A 24,986-nucleotide genomic window follows, 5' to 3' on the forward strand; every position below is an offset into this window, starting at 1 on the left:
AATATTTACTTATGCGGGTGAAGGGACTCGAACCCCCACGTCAAAGACACTAGATCCTAAGTCTAGCGCGTCTGCCAATTCCGCCACACCCGCGTAGATGGTGTGCCATGAAGGACTCGAACCTTCGACCCTCTGATTAAAAGTCAGATGCTCTACCGACTGAGCTAATGGCACTTAATTATTATTCTGCCTAAAGTCTAATACAACTGTAAGCATGATACTATTCGAAGAAGTGTTTCCTTTAGACGTCCATGCCTCAGGATGTTAATTCAAGTAGCAGCTCGGCATGTACGCTGAAGCTTATGCTTCGTAGCAAATTCCGACGTGCTCTACCGACTGAGCTAATGGCACTTAATAAATGGTGCCGGCGATAGGAGTCGAACCCACGACCTACTGATTACAAGTCAGTTGCTCTACCAACTGAGCTACACCGGCATATATAATTTGCATTTAAAACCATTACTTCTTTTTAATAGCCGTCACCCAAATCTCAGAAAGATTATTCAAGTAGCAGCTCGATTTGTGCGCTGAAGTGATTCCTTCGAAGCGTATTCGATCGTGCTCTACCAACTGAGCTACACCGGCATATTTAGTTTAGTTAAATAATAATGGTGGAGGATGACGGGATCGAACCGCCGACCCCCTGCTTGTAAGGCAGGTGCTCTCCCAGCTGAGCTAATCCTCCGTTATAACAGCCTGGCAACGTCCTACTCTCGCAGGGGGACAGCCCCCAACTACCATCGGCGCTGAAGAGCTTAACTTCCGTGTTCGGTATGGGAACGGGTGTGACCTCTTCGCCATCATTACCAGACTATTATTAAGTGACAAGAATAATTATATTCACTTTTCATAAAAAATCAAGTGTTTTTTTATTCTTTCAAAACTAGATAATATTTTCATCAAGATAGTTCGTATCGTTCATATACATTGGTTAAGTCCTCGATCGATTAGTATTCGTCAGCTACACGTGTCGCCACGCTTCCACCTCGAACCTATCAACCTGATCATCTTTCAGGGATCTTACTAGCATAATGCTAAAGGAAATCTCATCTTGAGGGGGGCTTCATGCTTAGATGCTTTCAGCACTTATCCCGTCCGCACGTAGCTACCCAGCTATGCCTTTGGCAAGACAACTGGTACACCAGCGGTGCGTCCATCCCGGTCCTCTCGTACTAAGGACAGCTCCTCTCAAATTTCCTACGCCCACGACGGATAGGGACCGAACTGTCTCACGACGTTCTGAACCCAGCTCGCGTACCGCTTTAATGGGCGAACAGCCCAACCCTTGGGACCGACTACAGCCCCAGGATGCGATGAGCCGACATCGAGGTGCCAAACCTCCCCGTCGATGTGGACTCTTGGGGGAGATAAGCCTGTTATCCCCGGGGTAGCTTTTATCCGTTGAGCGATGGCCCTTCCATGCGGAACCACCGGATCACTAAGCCCGACTTTCGTCCCTGCTCGACTTGTAGGTCTCGCAGTCAAGCTCCCTTGTGCCTTTACACTCTACGAATGATTTCCAACCATTCTGAGGGAACCTTTGGGCGCCTCCGTTACTCTTTAGGAGGCGACCGCCCCAGTCAAACTGCCCACCTGACACTGTCTCCCGAGCCGATAAGGCTCGCGGGTTAGAATTTCAATACAGCCAGGGTAGTATCCCACCGACGCCTCCACCGAAGCTAGCGCTCCGGCTTCTCAGGCTCCTACCTATCCTGTACAAGCTGTACCAAAATTCAATATCAGGCTACAGTAAAGCTCCACGGGGTCTTTCCGTCCTGTCGCGGGTAACCTGCATCTTCACAGGTACTATAATTTCACCGAGTCTCTGGTTGAGACAGTGCCCAGATCGTTACGCCTTTCGTGCGGGTCGGAACTTACCCGACAAGGAATTTCGCTACCTTAGGACCGTTATAGTTACGGCCGCCGTTTACTGGGGCTTCGGTTCAAAGCTTCGCGCCGAGGCGCTAACCTTTCCCCTTAACCTTCCAGCACCGGGCAGGCGTCAGCCCCTATACTTCGCCTTACGGCTTCGCAGAGACCTGTGTTTTTGCTAAACAGTCGCCTGGGCCTATTCACTGCGGCTCTCTCGGGCTTTAACACCCTAACAGAGCACCCCTTCTCCCGAAGTTACGGGGTCATTTTGCCGAGTTCCTTAACCAGAGTTCTCTCGCTCACCTTAGGATTCTCTCCTCGCCTACCTGTGTCGGTTTGCGGTACGGGCACCATATTCCTCGCTAGAAGCTTTTCTTGGCAGTGTGGAATCAGGAACTTCGGTACTATATTTCCCTCGCCATCACAGCTCAGCCTTTAGGATAAGCGGATTTGCCTACTTATCCAGCCTAACTGCTTGGACGCACATATCCAACAGTGCGCTTACCCTATCCTCCTGCGTCCCTCCATCGCTCAAACGGAATGAGGTGGTACAGGAATATCAACCTGTTATCCATCGCCTACGCCTTTCGGCCTCGGCTTAGGTCCCGACTAACCCTGAGCGGACGAGCCTTCCTCAGGAAACCTTAGGCATTCGGTGGAAGGGATTCTCACCCTTCTTTCGCTACTCATACCGGCATTCTCACTTCTAAGCGCTCCACCAGTCCTTACGGTCTAGCTTCAACGCCCTTAGAACGCTCTCCTACCACTGTTCGTAAGAACAGTCCGCAGCTTCGGTGATACGTTTAGCCCCGGTACATTTTCGGCGCAGAGTCACTCGACCAGTGAGCTATTACGCACTCTTTAAATGGTGGCTGCTTCTAAGCCAACATCCTGGTTGTCTAAGCAACTCCACATCCTTTTCCACTTAACGTATACTTTGGGACCTTAGCTGGCGGTCTGGGCTGTTTCCCTCTTGACTACGGATCTTATCACTCGCAGTCTGACTCCTGAGAAACAAGTCTTTGGCATTCGGAGTTTGACTGAATTCGGTAATCCGATGAGGACCCCTAGTCCAATCAGTGCTCTACCTCCAAGACTCTTTACTCAAGGCTAGCCCTAAAGCTATTTCGGAGAGAACCAGCTATCTCCAGGTTCGATTGGAATTTCTCCGCTACCCACACCTCATCCCCGCACTTTTCAACGTGCGTGGGTTCGGGCCTCCATTCAGTGTTACCTGAACTTCACCCTGGACATGGGTAGATCACCTGGTTTCGGGTCTACGACCACGTACTATGACGCCCTATTCAGACTCGCTTTCGCTACGGCTCCGTCTCATCAACTTAACCTTGCACGTAATCGTAACTCGCCGGTTCATTCTACAAAAGGCACGCTATCACCCATTAACGGGCTCTAACTACTTGTAGGCACACGGTTTCAGGATCTTTTCACTCCCCTTCCGGGGTGCTTTTCACCTTTCCCTCACGGTACTGGTTCACTATCGGTCACTAGGGAGTATTTAGCCTTGGGAGATGGTCCTCCCAGCTTCCGACGGGATTTCTCGTGTCCCGCCGTACTCAGGATCCACTCAAGAGAGAACGAGGTTTCAACTACAGGGTTTTTACCTTCTATGACAGACCTTTCCAGGTCGCTTCGTTTACCCCGTTCTTTTGTAACTCCGTATAGAGTGTCCTACAACCCCAAGAGGCAAGCCTCTTGGTTTGGGCTAATTCCGTTTCGCTCGCCGCTACTCAGGAAATCGCGTTTGCTTTCTCTTCCTCCGGGTACTTAGATGTTTCAGTTCCCCGGGTCTGCCTTCCATACCCTATGTATTCAGGTAAGGATACTACTCCATTACGAGTAGTGGGTTTCCCCATTCGGAAATCTCTGGATCAAAGCTTACTTACAGCTCCCCAAAGCATATCGGTGTTAGTCCCGTCCTTCATCGGCTCCTAGTGCCAAGGCATCCACCGTGCGCCCTTAATAACTTAACCGTCGACAAATGATAAGCTTCGGCTTCTCTAGTCAGCTTCCTTCGCTCACGTCCTCATGTACGCTTTTGTACACTCCGGCGCTCGCTCAGTCGCTTCCTCGACCTGCTCGCTTCTAATTTGTCTTAGTATTCAACCTAAAATTAGGTTTCGTTGATAACAGCGAATTGTTATCATTAGAAAATTACTAAGATGAACGATACTTGTGAATGTATCTTGATTACTTATATTATCTAGTTTTCAAAGAACAAATAAAGGTTAGAAATAAGCAACAATACCTTTTAGCAAGGTTCCTCGCTTTAGTTCTTCCAATATAGAACGAGAGAATGATCTCTCAAAACTAAACAAAACAATGAGCGTGATTTTCCTTAGAAAGGAGGTGATCCAGCCGCACCTTCCGATACGGCTACCTTGTTACGACTTCACCCCAATCATCTGTCCCACCTTAGGCGGCTGGCTCCAAAAGGTTACCCCACCGACTTCGGGTGTTACAAACTCTCGTGGTGTGACGGGCGGTGTGTACAAGGCCCGGGAACGTATTCACCGCGGCATGCTGATCCGCGATTACTAGCGATTCCGGCTTCATGTAGGCGAGTTGCAGCCTACAATCCGAACTGAGAACGGTTTTATGGGATTGGCTCGACCTCGCGGTTTTGCTGCCCTTTGTACCGTCCATTGTAGCACGTGTGTAGCCCAGGTCATAAGGGGCATGATGATTTGACGTCATCCCCACCTTCCTCCGGTTTGTCACCGGCAGTCTCCTTAGAGTGCCCAACTAAATGCTGGCAACTAAGAACAAGGGTTGCGCTCGTTGCGGGACTTAACCCAACATCTCACGACACGAGCTGACGACAACCATGCACCACCTGTCACTCTGTCCCCCGAAGGGGAACACTCTATCTCTAGAGGTGGCAGAGGATGTCAAGACCTGGTAAGGTTCTTCGCGTTGCTTCGAATTAAACCACATGCTCCACCGCTTGTGCGGGCCCCCGTCAATTCCTTTGAGTTTCAGTCTTGCGACCGTACTCCCCAGGCGGAGTGCTTAATGCGTTAGCTGCAGCACTAAAGGGCGGAAACCCTCTAACACTTAGCACTCATCGTTTACGGCGTGGACTACCAGGGTATCTAATCCTGTTTGCTCCCCACGCTTTCGCGCCTCAGCGTCAGTTACAGACCAGAGAGTCGCCTTCGCCACTGGTGTTCCTCCACATCTCTACGCATTTCACCGCTACACGTGGAATTCCACTCTCCTCTTCTGCACTCAAGTCTCCCAGTTTCCAATGACCCTCCACGGTTGAGCCGTGGGCTTTCACATCAGACTTAAGAAACCGCCTGCGCGCGCTTTACGCCCAATAATTCCGGACAACGCTTGCCACCTACGTATTACCGCGGCTGCTGGCACGTAGTTAGCCGTGGCTTTCTGGTTAGGTACCGTCAAGGTGCGAGCAGTTACTCTCGCACTTGTTCTTCCCTAACAACAGAGCTTTACGACCCGAAGGCCTTCATCGCTCACGCGGCGTTGCTCCATCAGACTTTCGTCCATTGTGGAAGATTCCCTACTGCTGCCTCCCGTAGGAGTCTGGGCCGTGTCTCAGTCCCAGTGTGGCCGATCACCCTCTCAGGTCGGCTACGCATCGTTGCCTTGGTGAGCCGTTACCTCACCAACTAGCTAATGCGCCGCGGGCCCATCTGTAAGTGATAGCCGAAACCATCTTTCAATATAGTACCAGGAGGTACTATATATTATCCGGTATTAGCTCCGGTTTCCCGAAGTTATCCCAGTCTTACAGGCAGGTTGCCCACGTGTTACTCACCCGTCCGCCGCTAACTTCTTTAAAGCAAGCTCTAAAGAAGTTCGCTCGACTTGCATGTATTAGGCACGCCGCCAGCGTTCGTCCTGAGCCAGGATCAAACTCTCCGTAGAGTATTTGATTGCTCAAAATGTTTGCTGACTTATCGTCAATTTATTGTTTTGTCGATTTTAAAAAACCGACTTGCACGCTATTGTTTTGTTTAGTTTTCAAAGAACATTTTCGCTTTAGAAGCGACTTTCTTATAATAACAACTTGTCTTCAATTCGTCAAGTAGTTATTTTTTTCTTTTATTTTCGCGCCATCTCGCGGCGACAAGTAATAATATATCATGTTGAAAATTATTTTGCAATACCTTTTTTAATATTTTTTTCAAAGTACACTGAAACGATTAAATTAGTATATTGTCATTAGTACGGATTAGTATTTTATATTTAGTAGAACTACAAAGGACTAGTTTTAATATCCCTATGTTAATAGAACGTTTAACTTTAATCTATATTTTTTTAATAATTACTAGAATTATTTTTATTCCTCTATCATATGCTCTACTATGCATAACAAATTTAATAGGAGGTTCCAAAATGGATCTAGTAAAAAATGTAGCAATGATTGTAGCCTTAATGTCTTCTGTTGGATTATTCTTATACGCATATTTTGAGGGAATAAAATTATTTGAAAAAAAGGGGAAAGTAAGAGGAGAAGGAGTTATTTTTAGTTTTACTTTAGCAATGATTTTTGCTATTTTCGCAAATAAGCTAGTGTAAATATATATTGAGGCTGTCCGTACATAAGGACAGCCTTTTTTTGTTAGTTACCCTCTTCAGTGTTTGCATTTTCTTCTTCATCGAAGTTAATAGGTTCTGTATTTTCAGCTACTACAACCTCATCAAGATCCACTATTCGAATTCGAGGTTCTTCTTCCTTATATAGTTCTGAATGCTTGTAAAACTGTCGGATAAACGTATCTAAAAAAACTGCTTGAAATGTATTCTCTAATGATTCTCCCTCTTTATTATTAATTACAATTTCAATTGTATTTGGTTCAATATATTCAGCCCGATCAATTAGTACCTCTTCTTCAGCATCTGGTTCAGTTAAACCTTTTAATATTTCATTAAAAGTTTCTCTTGATATGTAAATATCATCCCAATTAAAATTCTCTGAACTGATGTCCATGTTTTCTAGTTCCTCTAACGTAGTATAATTACCAGTTTGACGTTGTGTTTCTTCTGTTTTAGGTGTAGCTTCTTCTTTTTCCTTCTTCTTCTTTTCTTCATCGTTACCACAGGCTACTAATAAACATAATACCGTCAGAAAGAGAAAAGCTTTTAACTTCATTACCCTCATATCCTTTCTAATAGGTTTACACAAAAATTATTATTTGCCCATCGTTTTATATTTATCCACTTTAGTTTTAATGCAACATTAGTAAGACGTAGTATATAGAAATTATCCTATTAAATTTTTACAATAAAAAAGAACTCTTTCATAAGAGTCCTTCTGTTTTATCCTACTTTTAAATGTTTGGTCCGTTGTTTTATTTTCCGATTATCTCTTAAGTATACTGCAATACTTAAAATTACAATACTTCCTCCAATAAACTGAGTTAACGTAATAGATTCATTTAAAAGGTAGAAAGCGAGTACACTTGCCCCAACGGGTTCAAACAATATACTCATTGAGATAACGTTCGTACTTATCCATTTTATTGACCAATTAAATAGGGAATGACCTAATAGAGTCGATACAACTGCTAATAGGAAAAACCATAACCAATCACTATTTGCATATCCTGTTAATGGATAGTTCATTGCAACAACATATATGAAAAGGGTAATAGTGCTTATTCCGTATACAATAAAAGTATAGGTGATTAGGGATAATCTTTTGCGAACTTCCTGTCCAAACAATAGGTAGGCTGTTACTAAAGCACAAGCAATAAGAGCCAAAATATCTCCATACAGTGCCATACCACTTATTCGGAAATCTCCCCAACTAATAATAAAACTACCGAATATGGCTATTGCACCACAGAATACCGCTTTAATTGTAATTTTTTCTTTAAAGAAAACATATGTCCCGACAAATGCAAACAAGGGTTGAAGAGTAACTAATACGGTTGAACTAGCAACACTCGTGTAATTTAATGACTCAAACCATAGAATAAAATGAAACGCAAGGAAAACCCCTGCAACGGTAGAGAAGAACCAATCTTTTTTCGTAATACCTTTTAATTCTCCTACATATTTATATAAGAATACTGGTAATAAAATTAGAACAGAGAATAATAAACGATAAAAGGCAATTATACCCGCTGGAGCTTCAGCAAATTTTACGAAAATAGCAGAAAGTGATACGGAAACAACTCCAATCGCTAAGGCTACATATGGATTAAACCATTTACTCATGATGTCTATCTCCTTATAGGTAATGTAGAATAAATACCTTTATCATTCTACATTAATTTGTTATAATTTTCTAACATTATTTTTTTCAACATTAAAGAAGAGTAGAGAGAGGGTGAGAAGATGCTCGAACTTTTTCAACAAGCCATCCAAAATAACGTACTATTAAAATTATCATTAGCTGCTCTTGCTGGTTTCATAATCGGTTTAGAAAGAGAGTTGAAAGGAAAACCTCTAGGGTTAAAAACTTGTTTAATTGTATCAGTAATAGCCTGTCTATTAACGATTGTATCCTATGAGTCAGCGTTTTTATTTTCAAAAGAATATTCTCGTCCAATGGATCCAGGACGTATCCCTTCTTACATAATTAGTGGAATCGGTTTTTTAGGGGCTGGAGTTATTTTAAGAAGGAATAATGATGTCATTTCCGGATTAACAACTGCTTCTATTGTACTTGCATCTGCTGGAATTGGTATTACGATCGGAGTTGGATTTTATGCAGAGGCAACATTAGGGGTACTTTTTATTATTTTAGGAGTAAAAATTTTACCCGACATTATTAGTTGGATCGGACCTAAAAGATTGAAGGAAATAGAAATAAAAGTAAAGCTATATACAGAGCGCGATGCCAATTTAACAGACCTAATAAAAGAAATTAAAAGAAAAGGTTTTGGCGTTAAGAGGGTAAAAGTAAAGGAAGAATCAAACGACATTGTGATAAGCTGTATCGTTATGACAAATAGAAAAATGTACACAACCGATGTTTTTTATGCAATGAAGTCTCTTCAAGATGTATACCAAGTCGAAGTCGAGAATATGGGATAATCTGCAGTATTGTACTGTAGATTTTTTGTTTTTAGTAATTGACAGATTTTTAAGTAATAACTAAAATAAGTTTATACTTAATTTCGGGGCATTAGCTCAGCTGGGAGAGCGTTTGGCTGGCAGCCAAAAGGTCAGCGGTTCGATCCCGCTATGCTCCATCTATATATTTTAAAAAAGAACACCACCTCTCATAATGTTAGAGGTGGTGTTTTACTATATGATTTTCCTAATCTATATCATTTACAATAAGCTTCGGTGCAAACTGTACATGCTCCCCTCCATAAAACTCGATAACATTAGAAGGAAATCCTGGAACTGTAACAGCCTTTAACCGAAATTGTGTTTTACCATTTTTATTAATAGAAGTTAAAGAACTTGTTGGCAGCATTATTTCAACATATTCAGTTTGAGTTGGTTGAAAACTAGTTACATTTGCTATTGTTGCTACAGCACTATAGTCTCCTTGTTCTATTGAAGACGTACTGCCAAAATAACCATTTTTCATATCTATATTTATAGAGGAAACTGATCCTTGCTGACTTTTAATATATAATCTTAATTTTACTGAGGAAATTGTTTCGGAAGATAGCATACTTGTGTCAAATGAGAGAATGCCTCTATATGTGTCCGTATTATACATTCCCTTATCTCCGACTTTAATATCCCCACTTCCTCTTCCATCAGCAGAAAACTGGCCTACAAAGCCATCTTCACTCCAAATAGACGGTATATGAATAGCCTCATTAGGCGGAGGGTCTACCCTATCCTCATCTATCACATATATTTCTTCTTTTATTTCTTCCGTATTTCCATCACTATCGACAGAAAAGTATTTTATCGTAGTATTTTGTGTAACCGTTATTGGAGAAGTGTATACACCAGAATTAGTTGTTGGTGTCGTTCCATCCGTACTATAAAAAGTTGTGGCAGGTTTATTTGTATGAAGTTCTACTGTAATCGGAGCTGAGTATATTCCTCCAGGTGGGGTTGCATTAGTAATTAGAGCATCTTCGTCTTCATCATTGCTAAATGTTTCAAAGAAATCCCACATCATTCTACTTGCATTTGGTCCTTGAGGGTCTGTATAACTTCCTTGGGAGCTGCCTCCTGACCAGGCATGGCCCATGTTTTGAACAACAACCTTTTTCATGAATACTTTTCCGTCTCGAGTCTCATAGTCACTAACTGTATAATTTCTTCCTCCAGGTACCGATAAATTCGTAATAGCTTCAGGTTGATCATCAATCCAACCGTCTTCTAGTCCGTTTTGTGCCAGATCATTCGTTACAGCCCATTGACTAATAACCTGGTCTGCGTTTATCGGGGCAACAGTGTAATCAGAAGTACCATGAATAACGATAACCGGGATGGGGTTTGCATATTGTCCCATCGCATCGTACGCAATTCTTCCTTGATTTTGAGGGTTTGGTCCACCATTTGACATCGCAGTAAATGCATTAATCATTGAAGTAGCAGCTTTGTACTCAAGACCAGCTCCAACTCCTATACCAGAAAATATATCCGGATACGTAACCCCCATAATAACGCTCATAGCACCTCCAGCTGATAATCCAGAAACATACACTTTTTCACCATTAATAGAGTAGTTATTTTTTACTTGATTGACCATACCTGCAATAACACTTGGTTCACCACTACCACGCGATTGGTGAGCTATTTCGAACCAATTCCAACACTTATTGGAGTTTGCAGATGATGTTTGTTCTGGGTATAGTACTAGAAATTCTTCCTCATCCGCGAGAAGGTTCATTTGTGTCCCAGTAGCAAATTGATTGGCATCTTGTGTACAACCATGAAGCATGACATATAAAGGATAAGACTTACTTGAATCATATTGATCAGGTACATATAATTTATACGGTTTCCCTCCAAAAGAGCCAGATAGAAACTGGCCTGTAGCACTAGCGGGAATCGGATACACCATGAATGCACACAACAACATCATCGAAACAAGTACAAACAACCCTTTTTTTACTGTCATAAAATACAACCAACCCCTTTCATATCATGAAAATTTATTATAATGAAAAGGGGTTACAAATGGGTTACAGTACGAGCTTTTGATCTAACATTTTAATTCCGCTCCCGGCCTCGCGTAGTAAATCCACAATATGATGGCACATAAAAGATAGTAAGAAATGAAAACGTAAAGAGCAAATTGAGAACCACCAAACCATTCAAATGACCAGCCAAATAATTTTGGTATAAAAAATCCACCAAACGCGCCAATTGCGGCACTAAAACCAATTGCTGCGGGTGTTTCTTTCGGTCCAAATATAATAGGTATCATACGAAAAATAGATCCATTTGCAATTCCACCAGCTAAAAAGAGAATCATGAACATAAGGAAAAATCCTAAAAAACTACTTGTATTTTCCCCTACAAAGTAAACAACACCACCCGTTCCAAACACCATGATAATAACTGCAATGAAAGTAACAATTGCCCCTCCAAATTTGTCAGCAAAATACCCTCCTACCGTGCGAAAGCTTGCGCCTAATAAAGGTCCTAAAAAAGCAAATTGAAGCGCATTTACTTCAGGAAATTGTTTTGTTATTAATAGAGGAAAAGCTGCTGAGTAACCAATAAACGAACCAAATGACATAATATATAGAATTGTAATTAAATACATATGTTTTCCTTTAAAGACTTGAGCTTGTTCTAATAGTGAGACTTTAGGCGCTGGTAGGTTGTTCATACCAAAAAAAGCAATGATAGAAATAACTACTAAAGGTATAACCCAAATAAATGCACCATTTTGTAACCAAATTGATTCGGTACCATTTTCAGACATCATCTTTTGAGGCCCACCTAACAACATTCCAAATAACGGAATCCCTACTACAGCGGGAGCTACAAATTGCACAACACTTACTCCAAGATTTCCTATCCCACCGTTAATTCCTAAAGCTGTTCCTTGCTTGTCTTTCGGGAAAAATGGACCAATATTCGCCATAGAAGATGCAAAATTAGCCCCTCCTACCCCACAAAGAGCAGAAAGAATCGCCATCGTAAAGAACGGAGTATTTGGGTTCTGTATCGCTAGTCCTATTCCTATTGCTGGAATTATTAAAACAATCGTGCTAATAACCGTCCAATTACGTCCACCTAAATACGTAATCGCTATAGAATAAAAAAGGCGAAGTACAGCTCCAACTAACGCTGGTATTGCAGTTAGTGTAAACATTTGATCTGTAGTATAAGTAAAACCTACACTCGCTAAATTTATAGTCATTACAGACCACATTTGCCAAATACAAAATGCTAAATGAAGTGCTAAAGTTGAAATGATAAGATTTCGATAGGCTATTTTCTTCCCTATCCTCTCCCAAAATATTGGATCACTTGGATTCCATTCTGTTAGTCTCATGTTAAATGCCCCTTATCCATTATTAGCGGTTTACTGCTTATTTCAAGAAAAATTAATAAGTTTAGTTTTTATTAAAAGTCGTTAACTATTCATTAGAATCAATTAAACCTATTAAAATATCGTATTTTAAAAGAAGAAATTGGAATAATAACAGCAAACATAGATAAGAAGAAGGGGCATCGTTATGAATTACTATCCGTATGAAGAATCCTTTTTGTTTACAAAAAAGGCTGCGCGAAATTCATTTATCGTTTTAGTACTTGTATTCTTTTCTGTTTATTTCGGTTCTGAAAGATTAGGATATGTTGACTTAGCACTATATGGATACTTGTGGGCAACAATTGTTTGTTTTGTTTTATTAACAATTCGGATTACATCTTGGACTTTACGACCACCAACTCGAAGACTTTGGAAGCAAGGAATAAAAATGATGTTAAGTCCAAAAGGCTTAAAGTTTGTTTTGCAGACTTTGTATTCGAACATAGGGGAGCAAAAATTTATTCGAAGCCGCTCTTTTTATCGTTGGATACAACATATGTTCATTTCCTGGGGGGTACTTATATCGTTTGGTATTACTTTTGCCCTCGTTTTAAACTGGCTTCATTTTGAATTAGAAGGAACGAAAACATATGTAGCCGTATTTTTCGGTATACCACTTTTTCGCATGCCAGCAGATTCTATTATCGCTATCATTATTTATCACGGACTAAACTGGGCTGGCATTGCAGTCATTATTGGTTGTGGGATGGCTATGTATCGACGTGTAACGGACCAAAAGAAATTGGTGGAGCAATCAAAAGAGTACGACTTCTTTCCATTAATTTTACTTATTGCTATTTCAATAACTGGTTCTCTACTAACTGTTTCAGCCATTTGGATGGAAGGTTTCTTTTACATGGGGATGGCAATTATTCATCAAGTTACTGTCATTGTTTTTTTACTTTACTTTCCTTTCAGTAAATTTTGGCATCTACCGCTTAGATTTTTAGCAGTCGTAGTACCAATGTATCATGCAATGGAGGAACAAAAGCCTTGTGTCAAATGTGGGCGAGAATATGCGACAAAAACCCAAATTAGTGACGTACAATTAACTCTGCAAAAGCGACATTTACCACTACCTATTGATAATACTGAACATCATTTTTCTGATATGTGCGCTGAATGTAGAAGGGTTAGTCACCGACTCGGTGGATATAATGCAAAAATCAAGCTAGAACATAGTAATTTAGTTTTAGAGAGTAACGGAAGAAACGGCTTACAGAAAGGAGATTAATATGTCTCATATACAAAACGAAAACTACTCACAACGAAATTATGAGCCTATCACTCGTGATGGTGAGGAACTAATTTCGACCCATTGCTGTTTTTGTGGTATGCAATGTGGGATGAATATCCGTGTTAAAACTGTGGATCAATCGGTCGTAGGTGTTGAGCCGCGCTATGATTTCCCTATGAACGGTGGACGTCTTTGTCCGAAAGGTGTTGCTGCATACAGACAGGCTGAACATCGTGAAAGAATTTTACATCCGCTTATTCGTAAAAATGGGCAACTCGTGAAAGCGACTTGGGATGAAGCATTAGATTTAGTCACTTCGAAAATTCAAGACATTCAAGGGAAATACGGAAAAGATGCTTTCGGTCTCTATAGTGGCTCATCTATGACAAACGAAAAGTGTTACATAATGGGGAAATTTGCGCGAATAGGCTTAGGTACGAAAAATATAGATTATAACGGAAGATACTGTATGTCTTCAGCCTCTTACGGATTTAATCAAAGTGTAGGGATTGATCGTGGCTCTACTAATCCTTGGTCTGATATAAAAGAGGCGGATGTTCTTGTATTAGCAGGCTCTAACACAGCTGAATGTCATCCATTATCTATGCCTTATATTTGGGGTGCTCGTGATAAGGGTGCAAAGATCATTGTTATTGATCCAAGAGAAACAAAGACTGCGTTAGTAGCAGATGTACATTTAGATATTCGGCCTGGAACTGATGTGGCTATCGGAAATGGCCTATTGCACGTCATGATTGCCGATGGTCTAGTAGATGAACAATTTATCGAACAGCATACGACTGGGTATGAAAGATTAAAAGAAGTTGTTGCATCCTATACTCCACAAAGAGTAGCAGAAATTACTGGAGTTGCTCCAGAAAAAATTATTACAGCAGCACGACTATATGGACAAGCAAAAGAAGGTATGGTCATGTTCGCTCGTGGTGTTGAACAACATGCAACTGGTACTGATGCTGTTTCCACATATGTAAACTTGTCCCTAGTGTCTGGAAAAATTGGTAGAAAAGGTTCTGGATTTGCGACCTTTACAGGTCAAGGAAATGGACAAGGTGGTCGAGAACACGGTCAGAAAACGGATCAACTCCCAGGATTCCGTAAAATTACCGATCCAAAAGCCCGTGAATACATTGCAAGTGTATGGGGTGTAGAGGAATCAGAAATCCCTGGTCCTGGTCTTAGTGCATTTGAAATTCTTCAACAGTTAGGAAAAGAAATAAAAGGACTTTTATTAGTTTGTAGCAATCCCATCGTTTCTTCGCCTTCTATTGGTGATGTTGGTGAATATTTAAAGGGCCTAGATTTTTTCGTAGCAATTGATATGTTTATGTCCGAATCCGCTGAACTTGCAGATGTTGTACTTCCCTCAACTGTTTGGATTGAAGATAACGGAACAACAACAAATGTAGAAGGTAGAGTCGTACGTTTAAAAGGGATAAATCGAAGACCCGGTGAAGTGAAAGCAGACTGGGAAATCATTTCCGAAATTGCCGACCGTTTAGGACGAGGAAAATACTTTAAGTATAATTCTCCAGAGGAAATTTTTAATGAATTGCGTGTTGCTAGTAAAGGGGGTATTGCCGATTATTACGGAATCACATATGAAAAGCTTGAAAAAATGCAAGGAGTATTTTGGCCTTGTCCAACTGAAGATGATGAAGGAATGCCAAGACTTTTTGAAGATAAAAAGTTTAATTTCCCTGATGGAAAAGCAAAAATTTTAGCTTTTGAGCATAAAGGACCTAACGAACAAGTAAGTGAAGAATTCCCACTAATTTTATCTACTGGGCGAGTTGTATATCATTATTTAAGTGGTAATCAAACGAGAAGAATTGAAGCACTAACTAATTTTTGTCCTGACCCATATGTAGAAATACATCCAAATACAGCAAGACAATATAATATCGGAAACGGTGAACTTGTAAAAATATCAAGTCCACGAGGACATATTAAAGTAGTAGCAAAAATAACAAAGATTATTAGAGAAGATATGATTTTCGTTCCTTATCATTGGGGAAAGCAACTCGCCATTAATCATTTAACGAACCCTGCTCTAGAACCAAAGTCTAAAATACCAGAGTTTAAGGTTTGTGCAGCAAAACTAGAAAAAATAGAAACTTTAGGTGAAAAACATGGGTAATAGAGTTCTTTATATTGATTATGAACGTTGTATCGGATGTCGTGCTTGTATTATTGGTTGTGAGGAATGTAGTGGACATGATCATTTATCTAGAATGTTTGTAGATGAATTAAATCCTGGAGAAACTGTCGCTACATCCCCTACCCCTTGTATGCATTGTGAAACACCAGCTTGTGCTGAATCATGCCCAGTTCAAGCAATTTCAGTTACAGATGATGGCTTTGTATTATCTGCTTCTTTAGAAAAATGCATCGGGTGTAAAAACTGTACGTACGCTTGCCCTTTTGGAATTCCAAGAGTAGATGACCAAAAGAAAGTAATGTATAAATGCGATATGTGCTATGACAGAACACAACAAGGAAGGCCACCTATGTGTGCTAGCGTATGTCCAACGGATACTATTCAGTTTTTAGATGAAGAAGAATTAAAAAATTTCCCTGCAAAACCAGTTCAATACAAATGGGACTTTGGAGGTACTGTTATAGAAACGAAAACTGTTATCGGCCTTCCCGATACAAAAAACAATCGTTTTGGATTTTGGAATAACGAAGAGGTGTCATCATGAATAAATTTGAAGAGTTTCTTCGAAAAATAACGTTTAACATTAAACGAGGTAATGAGTTAGAACTTAATCGTAGGGGCTTTATCGCCTCTACTTTATCCTTAATGGGAGTGTTCTTCTTAAGCTCTACTCCATTATTAGCAGTAGCGAAGTGGAAAGAAAATCAAGCGGAAGCTAATTTAGAGCACTTTATTGTAAATGAAGGAGACTTAGCGGTAGGAGATAGTTTTACATTTCATTTTCCTAATGAAAATGATCCAGCTCTTTTAATTCGAATTTCTGAGGATGAATATCGCGCTTATAACATTAAATGTACTCACCTAATGTGCCCTGTTTATTTTGAAAAGGAAACAACGGAGCTAATTTGTCCTTGCCATCACGGGTTTTTCAATGTAGAAGATGGTTCTGTAATAGCCGGTCCTCCCCCAAGAGGGCTGCCTATCGTTGAATTGACTTTTAAAAATAACGGCATATACGCAGTAGGTGTGACCCAGACGGAACACCATTAGGAGGTGAAGATCAATGAAAATGGCTTGGTGGGTGTTTATGAGCTTATTAACTGTTCAAATAGTACTTGTGCAGTTTATGGCAGAAGAATTTTTAGCCGGTCATTATGATGATTTGCATTATTACTTTTGGTCACTTGGATTTATGTTCCTCGTAACAATCATAACATATATATTTTTTAGAAAAGCAGACAAAGTACTTAATTAACTGATTAAAAAAGGAGTGTCATATATGGAATCATCTAATACAAATGGAGTTGAAGAAAAGTTTTTTGAAAAAATTAAACAAGATCCTAACCTTCAAGATTTATTTAACAACATTGACTTTGATCGTTACAAGCATCATCCAGAAACATTTTACTCGCATGCCTTTGAGGAAGGTACATATTCAGAAGAAGATATCGCAAATGCTCATCTACACCTCTCGTTAGAAGGAAAACATTTTGATTCTATGATTGACCACTTCATTTCTTCGCTCGATTCCAATAGTGATACTTATGAAAAAGCAAAACAAGCTCTAGAACGATATAGAAATATTGTTATTAAATAAACTCGCAAATCGCAAGTCCTTGTGACAAAGCGATTAGCGAGTTTTTCTACGAATTAAACAAGTAAACCATTAGAAATAGTTATGTCCGAGTCTCTTTTTAAGCTATTGAGGAATCTAGCCTGTCAGCTAGTTCCATATATTTATCATGCAGCAAATTTCCTTTTTTATAAATGGAAGGTTCAAAATCCTTCTCATTAGGAGCAATAATTGGTAGCCTCGCAATAAGCTCTGTCCCTAGTTTAGACGCTAATTGCTCTGAACCACCTTTTCCAAAAATATAGTATTTTTGATTATGGTCGGGTGGTTGGAAGTAGGACATATTCTCTACGATTCCAACAAATTTATGGTTATTATTATGTGCCATCTTTCCTGCTCTCTCAGCTACATGAGAGGATGTTGGGTGTGGAGTTGTTACTAAAATTTGTTGTGAATTTGGTATTAAGCGATTTACATCCATCGCGACATCCCCTGTACCAGGTGGCATATCAATAATGACGTAATCTAAGTCTCCCCAAATGACATCATTTATAAATTGATTAATAACTTTACCAAGCATAGGTCCTCTCCAAACAACAGGGTCGTTATTTTTCACAATAAATCCCATCGACATCACTTTTACACCATGCGATTCGACGGGAATTATTCTATTGTTCATTGATTTCGGTCCGTGACTAATATTCATCATACTGGGAATACTGCTTCCATAAATATCAAAATCTATAAGAGCTACTTCTTTCCCCATTTTGCTTAAGGAAACAGCAAGATTAGCAGAAACAGTTGATTTACCCACACCGCCTTTTCCTGAGATAACAGAAATAACATTACCAGACAACAACTTTTAACTCCTCCTTTATTGACAATTTTTCATGGATTCATGAACATATCCAATCCATTTACTCCAATTCCGAATAATATAAGCTCGTTCACCTAACTCTGTATATCCTAAAAAACTATTGGAATCATCAATCGTTCCTTTTACGTCTAATTGGATAGATTTTATTACTTCATGTAATAAAATGTATTCCTTTAGTTCAAGATCCTCCAAAAAGGAAATTTCAATCAAATTATCGTTAACTTTTACATCCGCTATCTGTTTATCCGATTTTTCCGGGAAAACTTTATAATAGTTATGTTCATATTTTTTTATGTATGGGGATGAAAAATCTGTAAAAGTATTATTTACAGAAGAGTATGTAATTTTTGTCACTAACATTAAGTTGTCAACCTCCTATTAATTAGTATGGACAAAACATTAGTAACATCATACTCCATTATTTTTCCCCATAAAAAAGAGTTTGCCAATATAATTAGCAAACTCAAAAGTTAAATTCTTTTTCATTTAAATAAGACTTCGTTTAATGCCTGTTGTAATGTCCCTTTAAAATCTGCATGGTGATTGAAATTAATACCTGTTAATACAACACCTCTTACAATTTCGGGGCGTAAACCAGTTAAAATAGTTCTACAACCCATCATCGATGCTCCTTCTATTATTTTCATGAAGTCATTTGTGATTTCTTCATCGATGTGAGCTATACCTGATAGATCTATTATTAACGTTTGAATATGCTTTTCCTTAATTTCAAATAAAACTTTTTCTTGGATAGTCATACTTCTTTGGCTATTTATTGTTCCAATTAGAGGGAGAACGCATATTTCTTTATTAATTGGTATAATAGGTACAGATAAGTTTTCCACTAATTTTCGATGATCTTCAAGTAATTCATCTTTATACTTCGAATAATTAATAAAAAAGTTAGAAAAAAATTGATCAATATATTCATTGTAGTTTTTTTCTTTTTCATAGAACGCTTCAAGACTTAAGGTGTCCCCTCTTAACTTGTCGTAATGGTAAAGAAAATTCCAAAGTGTCCTTCTTAATGCTTGAATCCATTCTAATTTAAAAGCTAACGTTAATTGATATTTAGCCCAAACAATCCCTTCTGCTTTAGCAAAAGCAATTAATTCTTCTTTTCTTTCTTCAATTACAAAAAGTACGATATTATTAGCATTTTTTAATAGATTAATATTACCAATTGCACGGATTTCCTCAATTTTATCTTTTACATTTATTGCTTCATTTAATAATTTCCCCTCGAAATATTGCTGATTTTCTAATATAAATTCTTTCAATGAAAAGTTGTTTTTAAAAGAAAGTTCCATTTTATCCTCCATTTATTATGATAAGTAAAATTATGTATATAGTCTATTTTACTAAATTAAGAGTGGATTTGAAATATATTCCCTTAATATTATGAATAATTATACGAACTTACAACTAATGTATTTAAAATTTATCCCTTGTATTTAGTATAGCTTAGATTCGATTGTTTTTTTTTCATCTAGACGCTTTTTACCTTAAATTGTTGCTTTTGTACTATATAGTACATGATGGAGTTTTTTCCTTAAAAAATAAAAAGGTATTTTCGCTTACTTTATAGAAGTAGATAACTGGATAATCTTTACACCTTAGGAGGTATCGATCATGAAAGGCTATTTAAAATGGCTAGCCGTTATTTCTTTACCTATCATCCTTATCGTAATTTCTTTATTTTTTCTAACTGACATTTTTACTCCAAAATCAGAAGTACAACTTACAGTCGAGGAATCTGAGCAAGGAGCTATTTTTCTTATAGAAGAGGAAAAAGAAGTTGTTGAAGGGGAATTTACACTAGATATGTCGGAAGCTTCTATACAAAGAGCGATTCATTTAATGTCTCATCAAAAAGTGAAAGCAGATCAAAAATGGGGGGCTATCCCATTATCACCTGAAAGAGTGGAAAGACTACTCGAAATAGTGCAACTAAATCGAGATGATTACGCACATGCAGATGTATATGAAAGCATATTAATCCGATGGTCTAAACAAGATTTTTCTAGAGCTGATCATGACCATAACGCAATATGGAAATTACAAAACGGTACGGTAGGTAAGGCAACAGGTTTATTAACAGCAGAAGAGGAAGAAGCTTTTATTCGAAAGCATTTTAAATCACGTTAAGGTAGTCAGGAATAATTCCTTCCGTTTGTCAAACTATATACAAAAAAGACTACTTAACGGAGGGATTAATATTGGATTATCATGAACCGATTCATGAAATTCGTAAAGCAGTGGAAGAAGCTTGGGAGGCTGTCTACCATACGCAAACAAATAACAATTCTCGTAATTATCAACAATCGATTCAGTTAATTGCTTACGCAAAAGAGCTTTTACATAGCTTTCACGGTAAAGAGCTTAGCCAAGAGGACGAAACAAATCTTTTACGAGCAAAAGAATTATTGCGCCAAGTGGAAGAAACACAGGAAGCACTTACTCTCCGGTACTAACCTACATTTATTTGATGTAGGTTTTTATTTTTCATGTAAAGCTAGGAGAATTCAAGTACAGAATTTATTCACCAGATTTCCCTCTTTATTAGAAAAAAAGAGCTTTAATTCCTTGAAAACCGAAGTATAGCCCAAAAGCGATTAATGATAATCCTGAAACAATAGAAATATTAATAAGACTTTTATATGTTAAAAACTTACGAAATCCAGAAGTAAGACCAGCAATAAATATGTCCCAAAGTGTAAGTCCAATAAATATCATTGTACTATATACAAGAAGATGTGTTGTTCCGTATGAAGTAGCAGTTTTAGCTAATATGGAGCCATAAATACCAAGCCAAAATAAAATAGAAAGCGGACTCGTAATGGACATAATAAACCCTGTTAAAAAGCATTTCCATAATGAATCTTTTTTTCGATTAGCATCAAAGGAAATGTTACTAGCTTTTAATATCCCTTCCACCCCTGAATATATAAGCACAAAACCCCCGAATAACCATAGGAAGATTTGAACAATCGGAATTTCAATAAAATGTACAAGCCCTAAAAAGATTAATATCATGAAAATCGCATCAGCAATCATCGATCCTACACCAACGCTCCACGCATGCCAAAAACCGTTTTTAATCCCTTTATCTAAACGGGCAGAATTAACTGGCCCGATTGGTGCTGCTAATGTAAGACCTAATAATACGTAACTTAATAACACACTAACGCTCAAACTTTCATCACTCCCAAATACAGACTTGTACATTGTATGAGAGAGGTCGTCCAAGTAGGACAACTTTTCAATGATTTTTGGATGGAAATATAACACATATCGTGCAAAGGAAAGGAAATACTAACTAAAGTAACTATATTAACTACATAAGTACATCATGGAGGATAGATAATGGAAATTTACTTTTCACCTGAATTAAGTAAAGAAGAAGCTCAAGTATTAAACATAGTAAATCAACAAGATAAAGCGGTAGGATATTTATCGTATATCATGAAAGAAAAGAAAATATATGTATTTGGACATCTTGAAGTGGAAGGGGTAGAAGAAGATTTTAAAGATTTAGTAAAGCCTTACTTAAAAGGAATCGAAAAATTAACGGAAGAAGCAGAAGTATTTTCACACCTATCAGTAGGCGGGAAAACATTGAATCTTGATGAAGAGGAAGAAGAAAAGTAAAGTAAATTATCTTCATGTTGTTGGCTTAAGTTTACAGGGGTTTATTGTTGGTGTTAGTAAAACCTATGGGAGGGGAAACCCACTAAATAAACATATGGAGGTAAACCCTTATGCATACTACACAACATGGTACACAGCAAATAAACCAAACCCGTCAACTTGCGCAGCAACTTATCAATCAAACACAACAAGGTAGTCAACAATACAGAGCGATGCTACAGCAAGAACAACAAAACATCCAAATGCTCGAACAAATACTACAACGAGAAAAACAAGCTGCACAATATATTGAGCAAAGTTTACTCAACCACGAGTTAGCCATTCAACGTTGTCAAGAAATCGTAAACATGTGCAATCAAATGCAACATGAGCTAAGTGGAATACATCCTAATCAAGGGTTTACAAGCAATGCACCATATCAAAATCAACATCTTTATCAAAACCAAGCACAATATCGCATTCCAGCTTTTACAAATAATTAAAACTGCCCACGCATAATATCATAAATAAAAAGCCAGTATCGCTATAGATACTGGCTTTTCTTTAAGTAGATTGTTCTTCTTTCTTCCACTTTCTACTCAATATTAATGTACAAATCCCGATAACCCCCACGAAAGCAAAACTTACATAAAATCCAAAACGGCTAGTTTTTTCTACTACTGTACCACTAACTGCTGCAATAATGAAAAGGATACCTAGAAAAGCGAGGATTTTATCCCACATTTTATTATCTAAGTTTTTCAATGCTGATACTATAATAAACATCCAATTATATAAGAGTAAGATTCCTGCTGCAGTAGTAATATACTCAAATATTTTTCCCGGTAATAGTAAGGCAGCTATAACAGACGAAAGGAGGCCAACTACGGCTAATGATAAAGATGCTAATGGTAACTCTCTAAACTTTAATTTCTTTTCAAATAATTTTGGTGCATCTCCACTTTTAGCCATTGTTACTAGTAAAGTTGTAACCCCAAACAAAGCAGCTGTCATAGTTGAAAATCCAGCGATAATAATTGCTGCATTGAACACATGCGGAAAAAACGTAAGGTCATAATTCGCTAATGCTGTTACGAACGGACTCTCTTTTTCAGTAATTTTCGTGTAAGAGACTAATGTAACAACAAGTGTTAAAGAAATTAAATAAACAATAGCAAGTAAAGTTAACATTACTTTACCAGCTTTAGGCGCATCTTCCCTATGCTTTAACTCCATCGCCATTAAACCTATTACCTCTACTCCGCCATAAGCATAAAAAGCAAAAATGAGGGAACCCCAAAATCCTTTCAATCCCTCAGGGAAAAATTCGGTATACGAAGTTGGGACTCCAGGTCTCCCCTCTGCACTTCCGTCGATTATCCCTATAAATACTAAAGCACCTATAATAATAAACATAAGAATTGCGGACGTTTTAATTATCGCTAGTACATCTTCTACTTTTCCAAAACCTTTCGCTCCCAATAACACAACAAGAATGGACAGTGCTGCATATATCGCAGCAAAAATCCAGAGCGGAACATGAGGGAACCAAAATTTTGAAAGCAAGCCTAATGCCGTTAACTGACTTCCTATAATTAAAATATTTGCGCTCCAAAAATTCCATCCACAACTAAAACCTGCCCATCTACCATACGCTTTATTTGCGTAATAACAGAAGGAGCCATCTTGCGGATCCTCTGCAGTCATTTTCGCTAACAAATTGTATACAATATACGTTCCGAGAGCGGCAATAAGGAATGATATCACGATTGAAGGACCAGTTGACTTAATGCCTAATCCTGACCCTAAAAAGTATCCAATTCCGATTGTACAACCTACTCCAATAAGAGATAGGTGCCACCAAGAAATACCTTCCTTATTTTCTCCCCCTCCACTTCCTCCACTTTGGCTAGAATATTTTTGAAACACACTACTCATATTTTGTTTATCAACCATAGTTTTCTCCTTTATTAGCATATAGAAAAAGATTAATACTTGTATGTAACTAACTACATAAGAACGGTATGTCTTTTATATATTTTGTTATAGTATTTGAAAATTGTACGTTATTATTTGTCCAAAAATTTATTTCTTTTTTAGTCGTACAAGCATCCTTCTCTGAATAAGTATGGAAAAGATACTTTATTGGAGGTTTTTTGATGAACTCAATTTTCACATATGTTTTACTTGGGGTTTCATTAGCAGCACCTGTCGGGCCAGTTAATGCTGCTCAATTAGATAAAGGAATTAAATTTGGTTTTTTTCATGCGTGGGTATTTGGAGTTGGCGCATTAATTGCAGATGTCATATACATGCTATTAGTTTATTTAGGAGTAATACATTTTATTGAAACACCTTTTATGCAAACATTCCTATGGTTATTTGGTTTTTTCGTTCTTACGTACACAGGGATTGAAAGCTTGTTAGCCTCTGTAAAAATAAATAGGAGCGCAAAAGAAGAAGGAAAGGAAAGATTAAGAAGCTCCTTTTCTACTGGTTTTATTATGTCTATTTCAAACCCACTAACGATACTTTTTTGGCTTGGCATATATGGGTCTGTTTTAGCTAAAAATGCAACAACCCTTTCAAGTAACCTTTTAATCGTTTACAGTTTAGCGATAATAGCCGGTATATTACTTTGGGATTTTACGATGGCAACAGTATCTAGCGTTGCAAGAAGGTTACTTCATTCCAACTTACTTAGATTTATTTCCATTGCTTCTTCATTATCAATGATCGGCTTTGGCTTATATTTTGGATATGAAGCAGTGAAAATTTTATTTTTATAACAAAAATAGGCCTGCTCCTTCCTTGCAGGCCTATTTTTCTAAAAAATTTCTTGATTATCTAACATGGCTGCTTCCATCGCTATTTCATACGCATCTAGTATTGCCTCTTTTTCTTCTGTACTATATATTCCTACTAAATATTGTTCTCCTCTATCTTCTTCAACCTGCATGACAACAGTGGCCTTTCCATCAGATAAAAGGGCATATGATTTTCCTTCCATCTCAAACAAAGCTTCTACCGTACATTCCATTTCTTCTCCGTCTATATTTTTTATTACAATTGTATCTCTAAAGTCATCTAATTCCATCGGTATCACCTCTTTTTACATATCTTGGTATAGTTTGTCCTTTAAATAGATTTATATGT

General features: G+C 38.4%; 23 protein-coding genes, 5 tRNA genes and 3 rRNA genes. 14 read left to right on the plus strand and 17 right to left on the minus strand.

Annotated elements, in window-relative coordinates:
- Positions 1–12 precede the first annotated feature (12 nt).
- From O1A01_RS20515 to O1A01_RS20545, 7 genes are all read right to left on the minus strand, one after another.
- Positions 13–93 (minus strand) — tRNA-Leu (locus tag O1A01_RS20515).
- Between the two features lie 5 nt (positions 94–98).
- Positions 99–174: transfer RNA gene (locus O1A01_RS20520), tRNA-Lys, on the minus strand.
- Between the two features lie 185 nt (positions 175–359).
- Positions 360–435 (minus strand) — tRNA-Thr (locus O1A01_RS20525).
- A 174-nt stretch (positions 436–609) separates the two neighbouring features.
- Positions 610–685, minus strand: a tRNA-Val gene (locus tag O1A01_RS20530).
- 9 nt (positions 686–694) lie between these two features.
- Positions 695–811: ribosomal RNA gene (gene rrf / locus O1A01_RS20535) — 5S ribosomal RNA — on the minus strand.
- A gap of 116 nt (positions 812–927) precedes the next feature.
- Positions 928–3,863, minus strand: a 23S ribosomal RNA gene (locus O1A01_RS20540).
- Between the two features lie 369 nt (positions 3,864–4,232).
- Positions 4,233–5,784 (minus strand): 16S ribosomal RNA (locus O1A01_RS20545).
- Together the 16S, 23S and 5S rRNA genes with 4 tRNA genes alongside form the textbook arrangement of a ribosomal RNA operon.
- Positions 5,785–6,255: 471 nt before the next feature.
- Between O1A01_RS20545 and O1A01_RS20550 the strand changes: the two genes are divergently transcribed.
- Positions 6,256–6,438, plus strand: coding sequence for a hypothetical protein (locus tag O1A01_RS20550; protein ID WP_066412496.1), 183 nt, complete (start codon positions 6,256–6,258; stop codon positions 6,436–6,438).
- Between the two features lie 43 nt (positions 6,439–6,481).
- On the opposite strand, the gene O1A01_RS20555 is transcribed toward O1A01_RS20550, so the two are convergent.
- Positions 6,482–7,012 (minus strand): hypothetical protein, encoded by a 531-nt coding sequence (locus O1A01_RS20555; RefSeq protein ID WP_066412493.1) that lies wholly within the window; start codon positions 7,010–7,012, stop codon positions 6,482–6,484.
- 167 nt (positions 7,013–7,179) lie between these two features.
- Positions 7,180–8,082 carry a DMT family transporter gene (locus tag O1A01_RS20560; RefSeq protein WP_066412491.1) on the minus strand — a complete coding sequence of 301 codons (903 nt, stop codon included), beginning with the start codon at positions 8,080–8,082 and terminating at the stop codon, positions 7,180–7,182.
- Positions 8,083–8,202: 120 nt separating this feature from the next.
- Here O1A01_RS20560 and O1A01_RS20565 point away from each other — a divergent pair, with 120 nt between their 5' ends.
- Both O1A01_RS20565 and O1A01_RS20570 read left to right on the plus strand, forming a co-directional pair.
- Positions 8,203–8,904 (plus strand): MgtC/SapB family protein, encoded by a 702-nt coding sequence (locus tag O1A01_RS20565; protein ID WP_066412489.1) that lies wholly within the window; start codon positions 8,203–8,205, stop codon positions 8,902–8,904.
- A gap of 85 nt (positions 8,905–8,989) precedes the next feature.
- A tRNA-Ala gene (locus O1A01_RS20570) sits at positions 8,990–9,062 on the plus strand.
- Between the two features lie 68 nt (positions 9,063–9,130).
- Here O1A01_RS20570 and O1A01_RS20575 read toward each other — a convergent pair.
- Both O1A01_RS20575 and O1A01_RS20580 read right to left on the minus strand, forming a co-directional pair.
- On the minus strand, positions 9,131–10,906 hold the full coding sequence (locus O1A01_RS20575; RefSeq protein WP_270064853.1) for an extracellular catalytic domain type 1 short-chain-length polyhydroxyalkanoate depolymerase: 1,776 nt from the start codon (positions 10,904–10,906) through the stop codon (positions 9,131–9,133).
- 84 nt (positions 10,907–10,990) lie between these two features.
- Positions 10,991–12,295, minus strand: a complete 1,305-nt coding sequence (locus O1A01_RS20580; protein ID WP_270064854.1) for an MFS transporter — start codon at positions 12,293–12,295, stop codon at positions 10,991–10,993.
- 184 nt (positions 12,296–12,479) lie between these two features.
- On the opposite strand from O1A01_RS20580, the gene O1A01_RS20585 reads away from it, so the two are divergent.
- Genes O1A01_RS20585 through O1A01_RS20610 form a run of 6 tightly spaced genes read left to right on the plus strand, consistent with a single transcriptional unit; the run spans position 12,480 to position 17,347 of the window.
- The gene (locus O1A01_RS20585; protein WP_270064855.1) at positions 12,480–13,568 is read left to right on the plus strand and encodes an MFS transporter; all 1,089 of its coding nucleotides are present in this window, start codon (positions 12,480–12,482) and stop codon (positions 13,566–13,568) included.
- A gap of 1 nt (position 13,569) precedes the next feature.
- Positions 13,570–15,729, plus strand: a complete 2,160-nt coding sequence (gene fdhF, locus O1A01_RS20590) for a formate dehydrogenase subunit alpha (protein ID WP_270064856.1) — start codon at positions 13,570–13,572, stop codon at positions 15,727–15,729.
- Complete coding sequence (locus O1A01_RS20595) at positions 15,722–16,294, plus strand: 4Fe-4S dicluster domain-containing protein (RefSeq protein WP_270064857.1); 573 nt, start codon at positions 15,722–15,724, stop codon at positions 16,292–16,294. Before fdhF ends, O1A01_RS20595 begins: the two co-directional genes overlap by 8 nt.
- Positions 16,291–16,800, plus strand: a complete 510-nt coding sequence (locus tag O1A01_RS20600) for a QcrA and Rieske domain-containing protein (RefSeq protein ID WP_066412326.1) — start codon at positions 16,291–16,293, stop codon at positions 16,798–16,800. The genes O1A01_RS20595 and O1A01_RS20600 overlap by 4 nt, the downstream gene beginning before the upstream one ends.
- Before the next feature lie 13 nt (positions 16,801–16,813).
- Complete coding sequence (locus O1A01_RS20605; RefSeq protein WP_066412322.1) at positions 16,814–17,005, plus strand: hypothetical protein; 192 nt, start codon at positions 16,814–16,816, stop codon at positions 17,003–17,005.
- Between the two features lie 24 nt (positions 17,006–17,029).
- Positions 17,030–17,347, plus strand: coding sequence for a globin family protein (locus O1A01_RS20610; protein ID WP_066412321.1), 318 nt, complete (start codon positions 17,030–17,032; stop codon positions 17,345–17,347).
- A 97-nt stretch (positions 17,348–17,444) separates the two neighbouring features.
- Here O1A01_RS20610 and O1A01_RS20615 read toward each other — a convergent pair whose 3' ends face one another.
- The 3 genes from O1A01_RS20615 to O1A01_RS20625 form a co-directional block, all read right to left on the minus strand.
- Entirely contained in the window at positions 17,445–18,182 is a 738-nt protein-coding gene (locus O1A01_RS20615) for an Mrp/NBP35 family ATP-binding protein (RefSeq protein WP_066412319.1), read from the minus strand.
- A gap of 15 nt (positions 18,183–18,197) precedes the next feature.
- Entirely contained in the window at positions 18,198–18,560 is a 363-nt protein-coding gene (locus tag O1A01_RS20620; protein WP_270064858.1) for a hypothetical protein, read from the minus strand.
- Between the two features lie 122 nt (positions 18,561–18,682).
- Positions 18,683–19,510, minus strand: coding sequence for an STAS domain-containing protein (locus tag O1A01_RS20625; protein ID WP_270064859.1), 828 nt, complete (start codon positions 19,508–19,510; stop codon positions 18,683–18,685).
- Between the two features lie 322 nt (positions 19,511–19,832).
- Here O1A01_RS20625 and O1A01_RS20630 point away from each other — a divergent pair, with 322 nt between their 5' ends.
- Both O1A01_RS20630 and O1A01_RS20635 read left to right on the plus strand, forming a co-directional pair.
- Positions 19,833–20,348, plus strand: coding sequence for a DUF6241 domain-containing protein (locus tag O1A01_RS20630; RefSeq protein WP_270064860.1), 516 nt, complete (start codon positions 19,833–19,835; stop codon positions 20,346–20,348).
- A gap of 71 nt (positions 20,349–20,419) precedes the next feature.
- Positions 20,420–20,674 (plus strand): hypothetical protein, encoded by a 255-nt coding sequence (locus O1A01_RS20635; protein ID WP_066412302.1) that lies wholly within the window; start codon positions 20,420–20,422, stop codon positions 20,672–20,674.
- Positions 20,675–20,762: 88 nt separating this feature from the next.
- On the opposite strand, the gene O1A01_RS20640 is transcribed toward O1A01_RS20635, so the two are convergent.
- Positions 20,763–21,395, minus strand: coding sequence for a LysE family transporter (locus O1A01_RS20640; protein WP_066412298.1), 633 nt, complete (start codon positions 21,393–21,395; stop codon positions 20,763–20,765).
- Positions 21,396–21,566: 171 nt separating this feature from the next.
- Between O1A01_RS20640 and O1A01_RS20645 the strand changes: the two genes are divergently transcribed.
- Together O1A01_RS20645 and O1A01_RS20650 are read left to right on the plus strand one after the other, a co-directional pair.
- Positions 21,567–21,851, plus strand: coding sequence for a hypothetical protein (locus tag O1A01_RS20645; RefSeq protein WP_066412295.1), 285 nt, complete (start codon positions 21,567–21,569; stop codon positions 21,849–21,851).
- A gap of 110 nt (positions 21,852–21,961) precedes the next feature.
- Entirely contained in the window at positions 21,962–22,333 is a 372-nt protein-coding gene (locus tag O1A01_RS20650; protein ID WP_066412292.1) for a hypothetical protein, read from the plus strand.
- A 61-nt stretch (positions 22,334–22,394) separates the two neighbouring features.
- Here the strand turns inward: O1A01_RS20650 and O1A01_RS20655 are convergent, their stop codons facing one another.
- A complete protein-coding gene (locus O1A01_RS20655; RefSeq protein ID WP_270064861.1) occupies positions 22,395–23,786 on the minus strand; it encodes an amino acid permease in 1,392 nt (463 codons plus the stop codon).
- A gap of 203 nt (positions 23,787–23,989) precedes the next feature.
- On the opposite strand from O1A01_RS20655, the gene O1A01_RS20660 reads away from it, so the two are divergent.
- Positions 23,990–24,619: a LysE family transporter gene (locus O1A01_RS20660; RefSeq protein ID WP_066412288.1), complete on the plus strand. Its 630-nt coding sequence runs from the start codon at positions 23,990–23,992 to the stop codon at positions 24,617–24,619.
- Positions 24,620–24,657: 38 nt separating this feature from the next.
- Here the strand turns inward: O1A01_RS20660 and O1A01_RS20665 are convergent, their stop codons facing one another.
- Positions 24,658–24,927 carry a DUF1292 domain-containing protein gene (locus O1A01_RS20665; protein ID WP_066412285.1) on the minus strand — a complete coding sequence of 90 codons (270 nt, stop codon included), beginning with the start codon at positions 24,925–24,927 and terminating at the stop codon, positions 24,658–24,660.
- Positions 24,928–24,986 lie beyond the last annotated feature (59 nt).

Origin of the sequence: Sutcliffiella sp. NC1 (genome assembly GCF_027594365.1) — a bacterium.
Taxonomy (GTDB): Bacteria; Bacillota; Bacilli; order Bacillales; family Bacillaceae_I; genus Sutcliffiella; species Sutcliffiella cohnii.

Excerpts from the sequence above, each read along its gene's own strand:
- O1A01_RS20550 (WP_066412496.1), top strand. The coding sequence starts at position 6,256 with ATGGATCTAGTAAAAAATGTAGCAATGATTGTAGCCTTAATGTCTTCT.
- O1A01_RS20555 (WP_066412493.1), bottom strand. The coding sequence starts at position 7,012 with ATGAAGTTAAAAGCTTTTCTCTTTCTGACGGTATTATGTTTATTAGTA.
- O1A01_RS20560 (WP_066412491.1), bottom strand. The coding sequence starts at position 8,082 with ATGAGTAAATGGTTTAATCCATATGTAGCCTTAGCGATTGGAGTTGTT.
- O1A01_RS20565 (WP_066412489.1), top strand. The coding sequence starts at position 8,203 with ATGCTCGAACTTTTTCAACAAGCCATCCAAAATAACGTACTATTAAAA.
- O1A01_RS20575 (WP_270064853.1), bottom strand. The coding sequence starts at position 10,906 with ATGACAGTAAAAAAAGGGTTGTTTGTACTTGTTTCGATGATGTTGTTG.
- O1A01_RS20580 (WP_270064854.1), bottom strand. The coding sequence starts at position 12,295 with ATGAGACTAACAGAATGGAATCCAAGTGATCCAATATTTTGGGAGAGG.
- O1A01_RS20585 (WP_270064855.1), top strand. The coding sequence starts at position 12,480 with ATGAATTACTATCCGTATGAAGAATCCTTTTTGTTTACAAAAAAGGCT.
- fdhF (WP_270064856.1), top strand. The coding sequence starts at position 13,570 with ATGTCTCATATACAAAACGAAAACTACTCACAACGAAATTATGAGCCT.
- O1A01_RS20595 (WP_270064857.1), top strand. The coding sequence starts at position 15,722 with ATGGGTAATAGAGTTCTTTATATTGATTATGAACGTTGTATCGGATGT.
- O1A01_RS20600 (WP_066412326.1), top strand. The coding sequence starts at position 16,291 with ATGAATAAATTTGAAGAGTTTCTTCGAAAAATAACGTTTAACATTAAA.
- O1A01_RS20605 (WP_066412322.1), top strand. The coding sequence starts at position 16,814 with ATGAAAATGGCTTGGTGGGTGTTTATGAGCTTATTAACTGTTCAAATA.
- O1A01_RS20610 (WP_066412321.1), top strand. The coding sequence starts at position 17,030 with ATGGAATCATCTAATACAAATGGAGTTGAAGAAAAGTTTTTTGAAAAA.
- O1A01_RS20620 (WP_270064858.1), bottom strand. The coding sequence starts at position 18,560 with ATGTTAGTGACAAAAATTACATACTCTTCTGTAAATAATACTTTTACA.
- O1A01_RS20625 (WP_270064859.1), bottom strand. The coding sequence starts at position 19,510 with ATGGAACTTTCTTTTAAAAACAACTTTTCATTGAAAGAATTTATATTA.
- O1A01_RS20630 (WP_270064860.1), top strand. The coding sequence starts at position 19,833 with ATGAAAGGCTATTTAAAATGGCTAGCCGTTATTTCTTTACCTATCATC.
- O1A01_RS20645 (WP_066412295.1), top strand. The coding sequence starts at position 21,567 with ATGGAAATTTACTTTTCACCTGAATTAAGTAAAGAAGAAGCTCAAGTA.
- O1A01_RS20650 (WP_066412292.1), top strand. The coding sequence starts at position 21,962 with ATGCATACTACACAACATGGTACACAGCAAATAAACCAAACCCGTCAA.
- O1A01_RS20655 (WP_270064861.1), bottom strand. The coding sequence starts at position 23,786 with ATGGTTGATAAACAAAATATGAGTAGTGTGTTTCAAAAATATTCTAGC.
- O1A01_RS20660 (WP_066412288.1), top strand. The coding sequence starts at position 23,990 with ATGAACTCAATTTTCACATATGTTTTACTTGGGGTTTCATTAGCAGCA.
- O1A01_RS20665 (WP_066412285.1), bottom strand. The coding sequence starts at position 24,927 with ATGGAATTAGATGACTTTAGAGATACAATTGTAATAAAAAATATAGAC.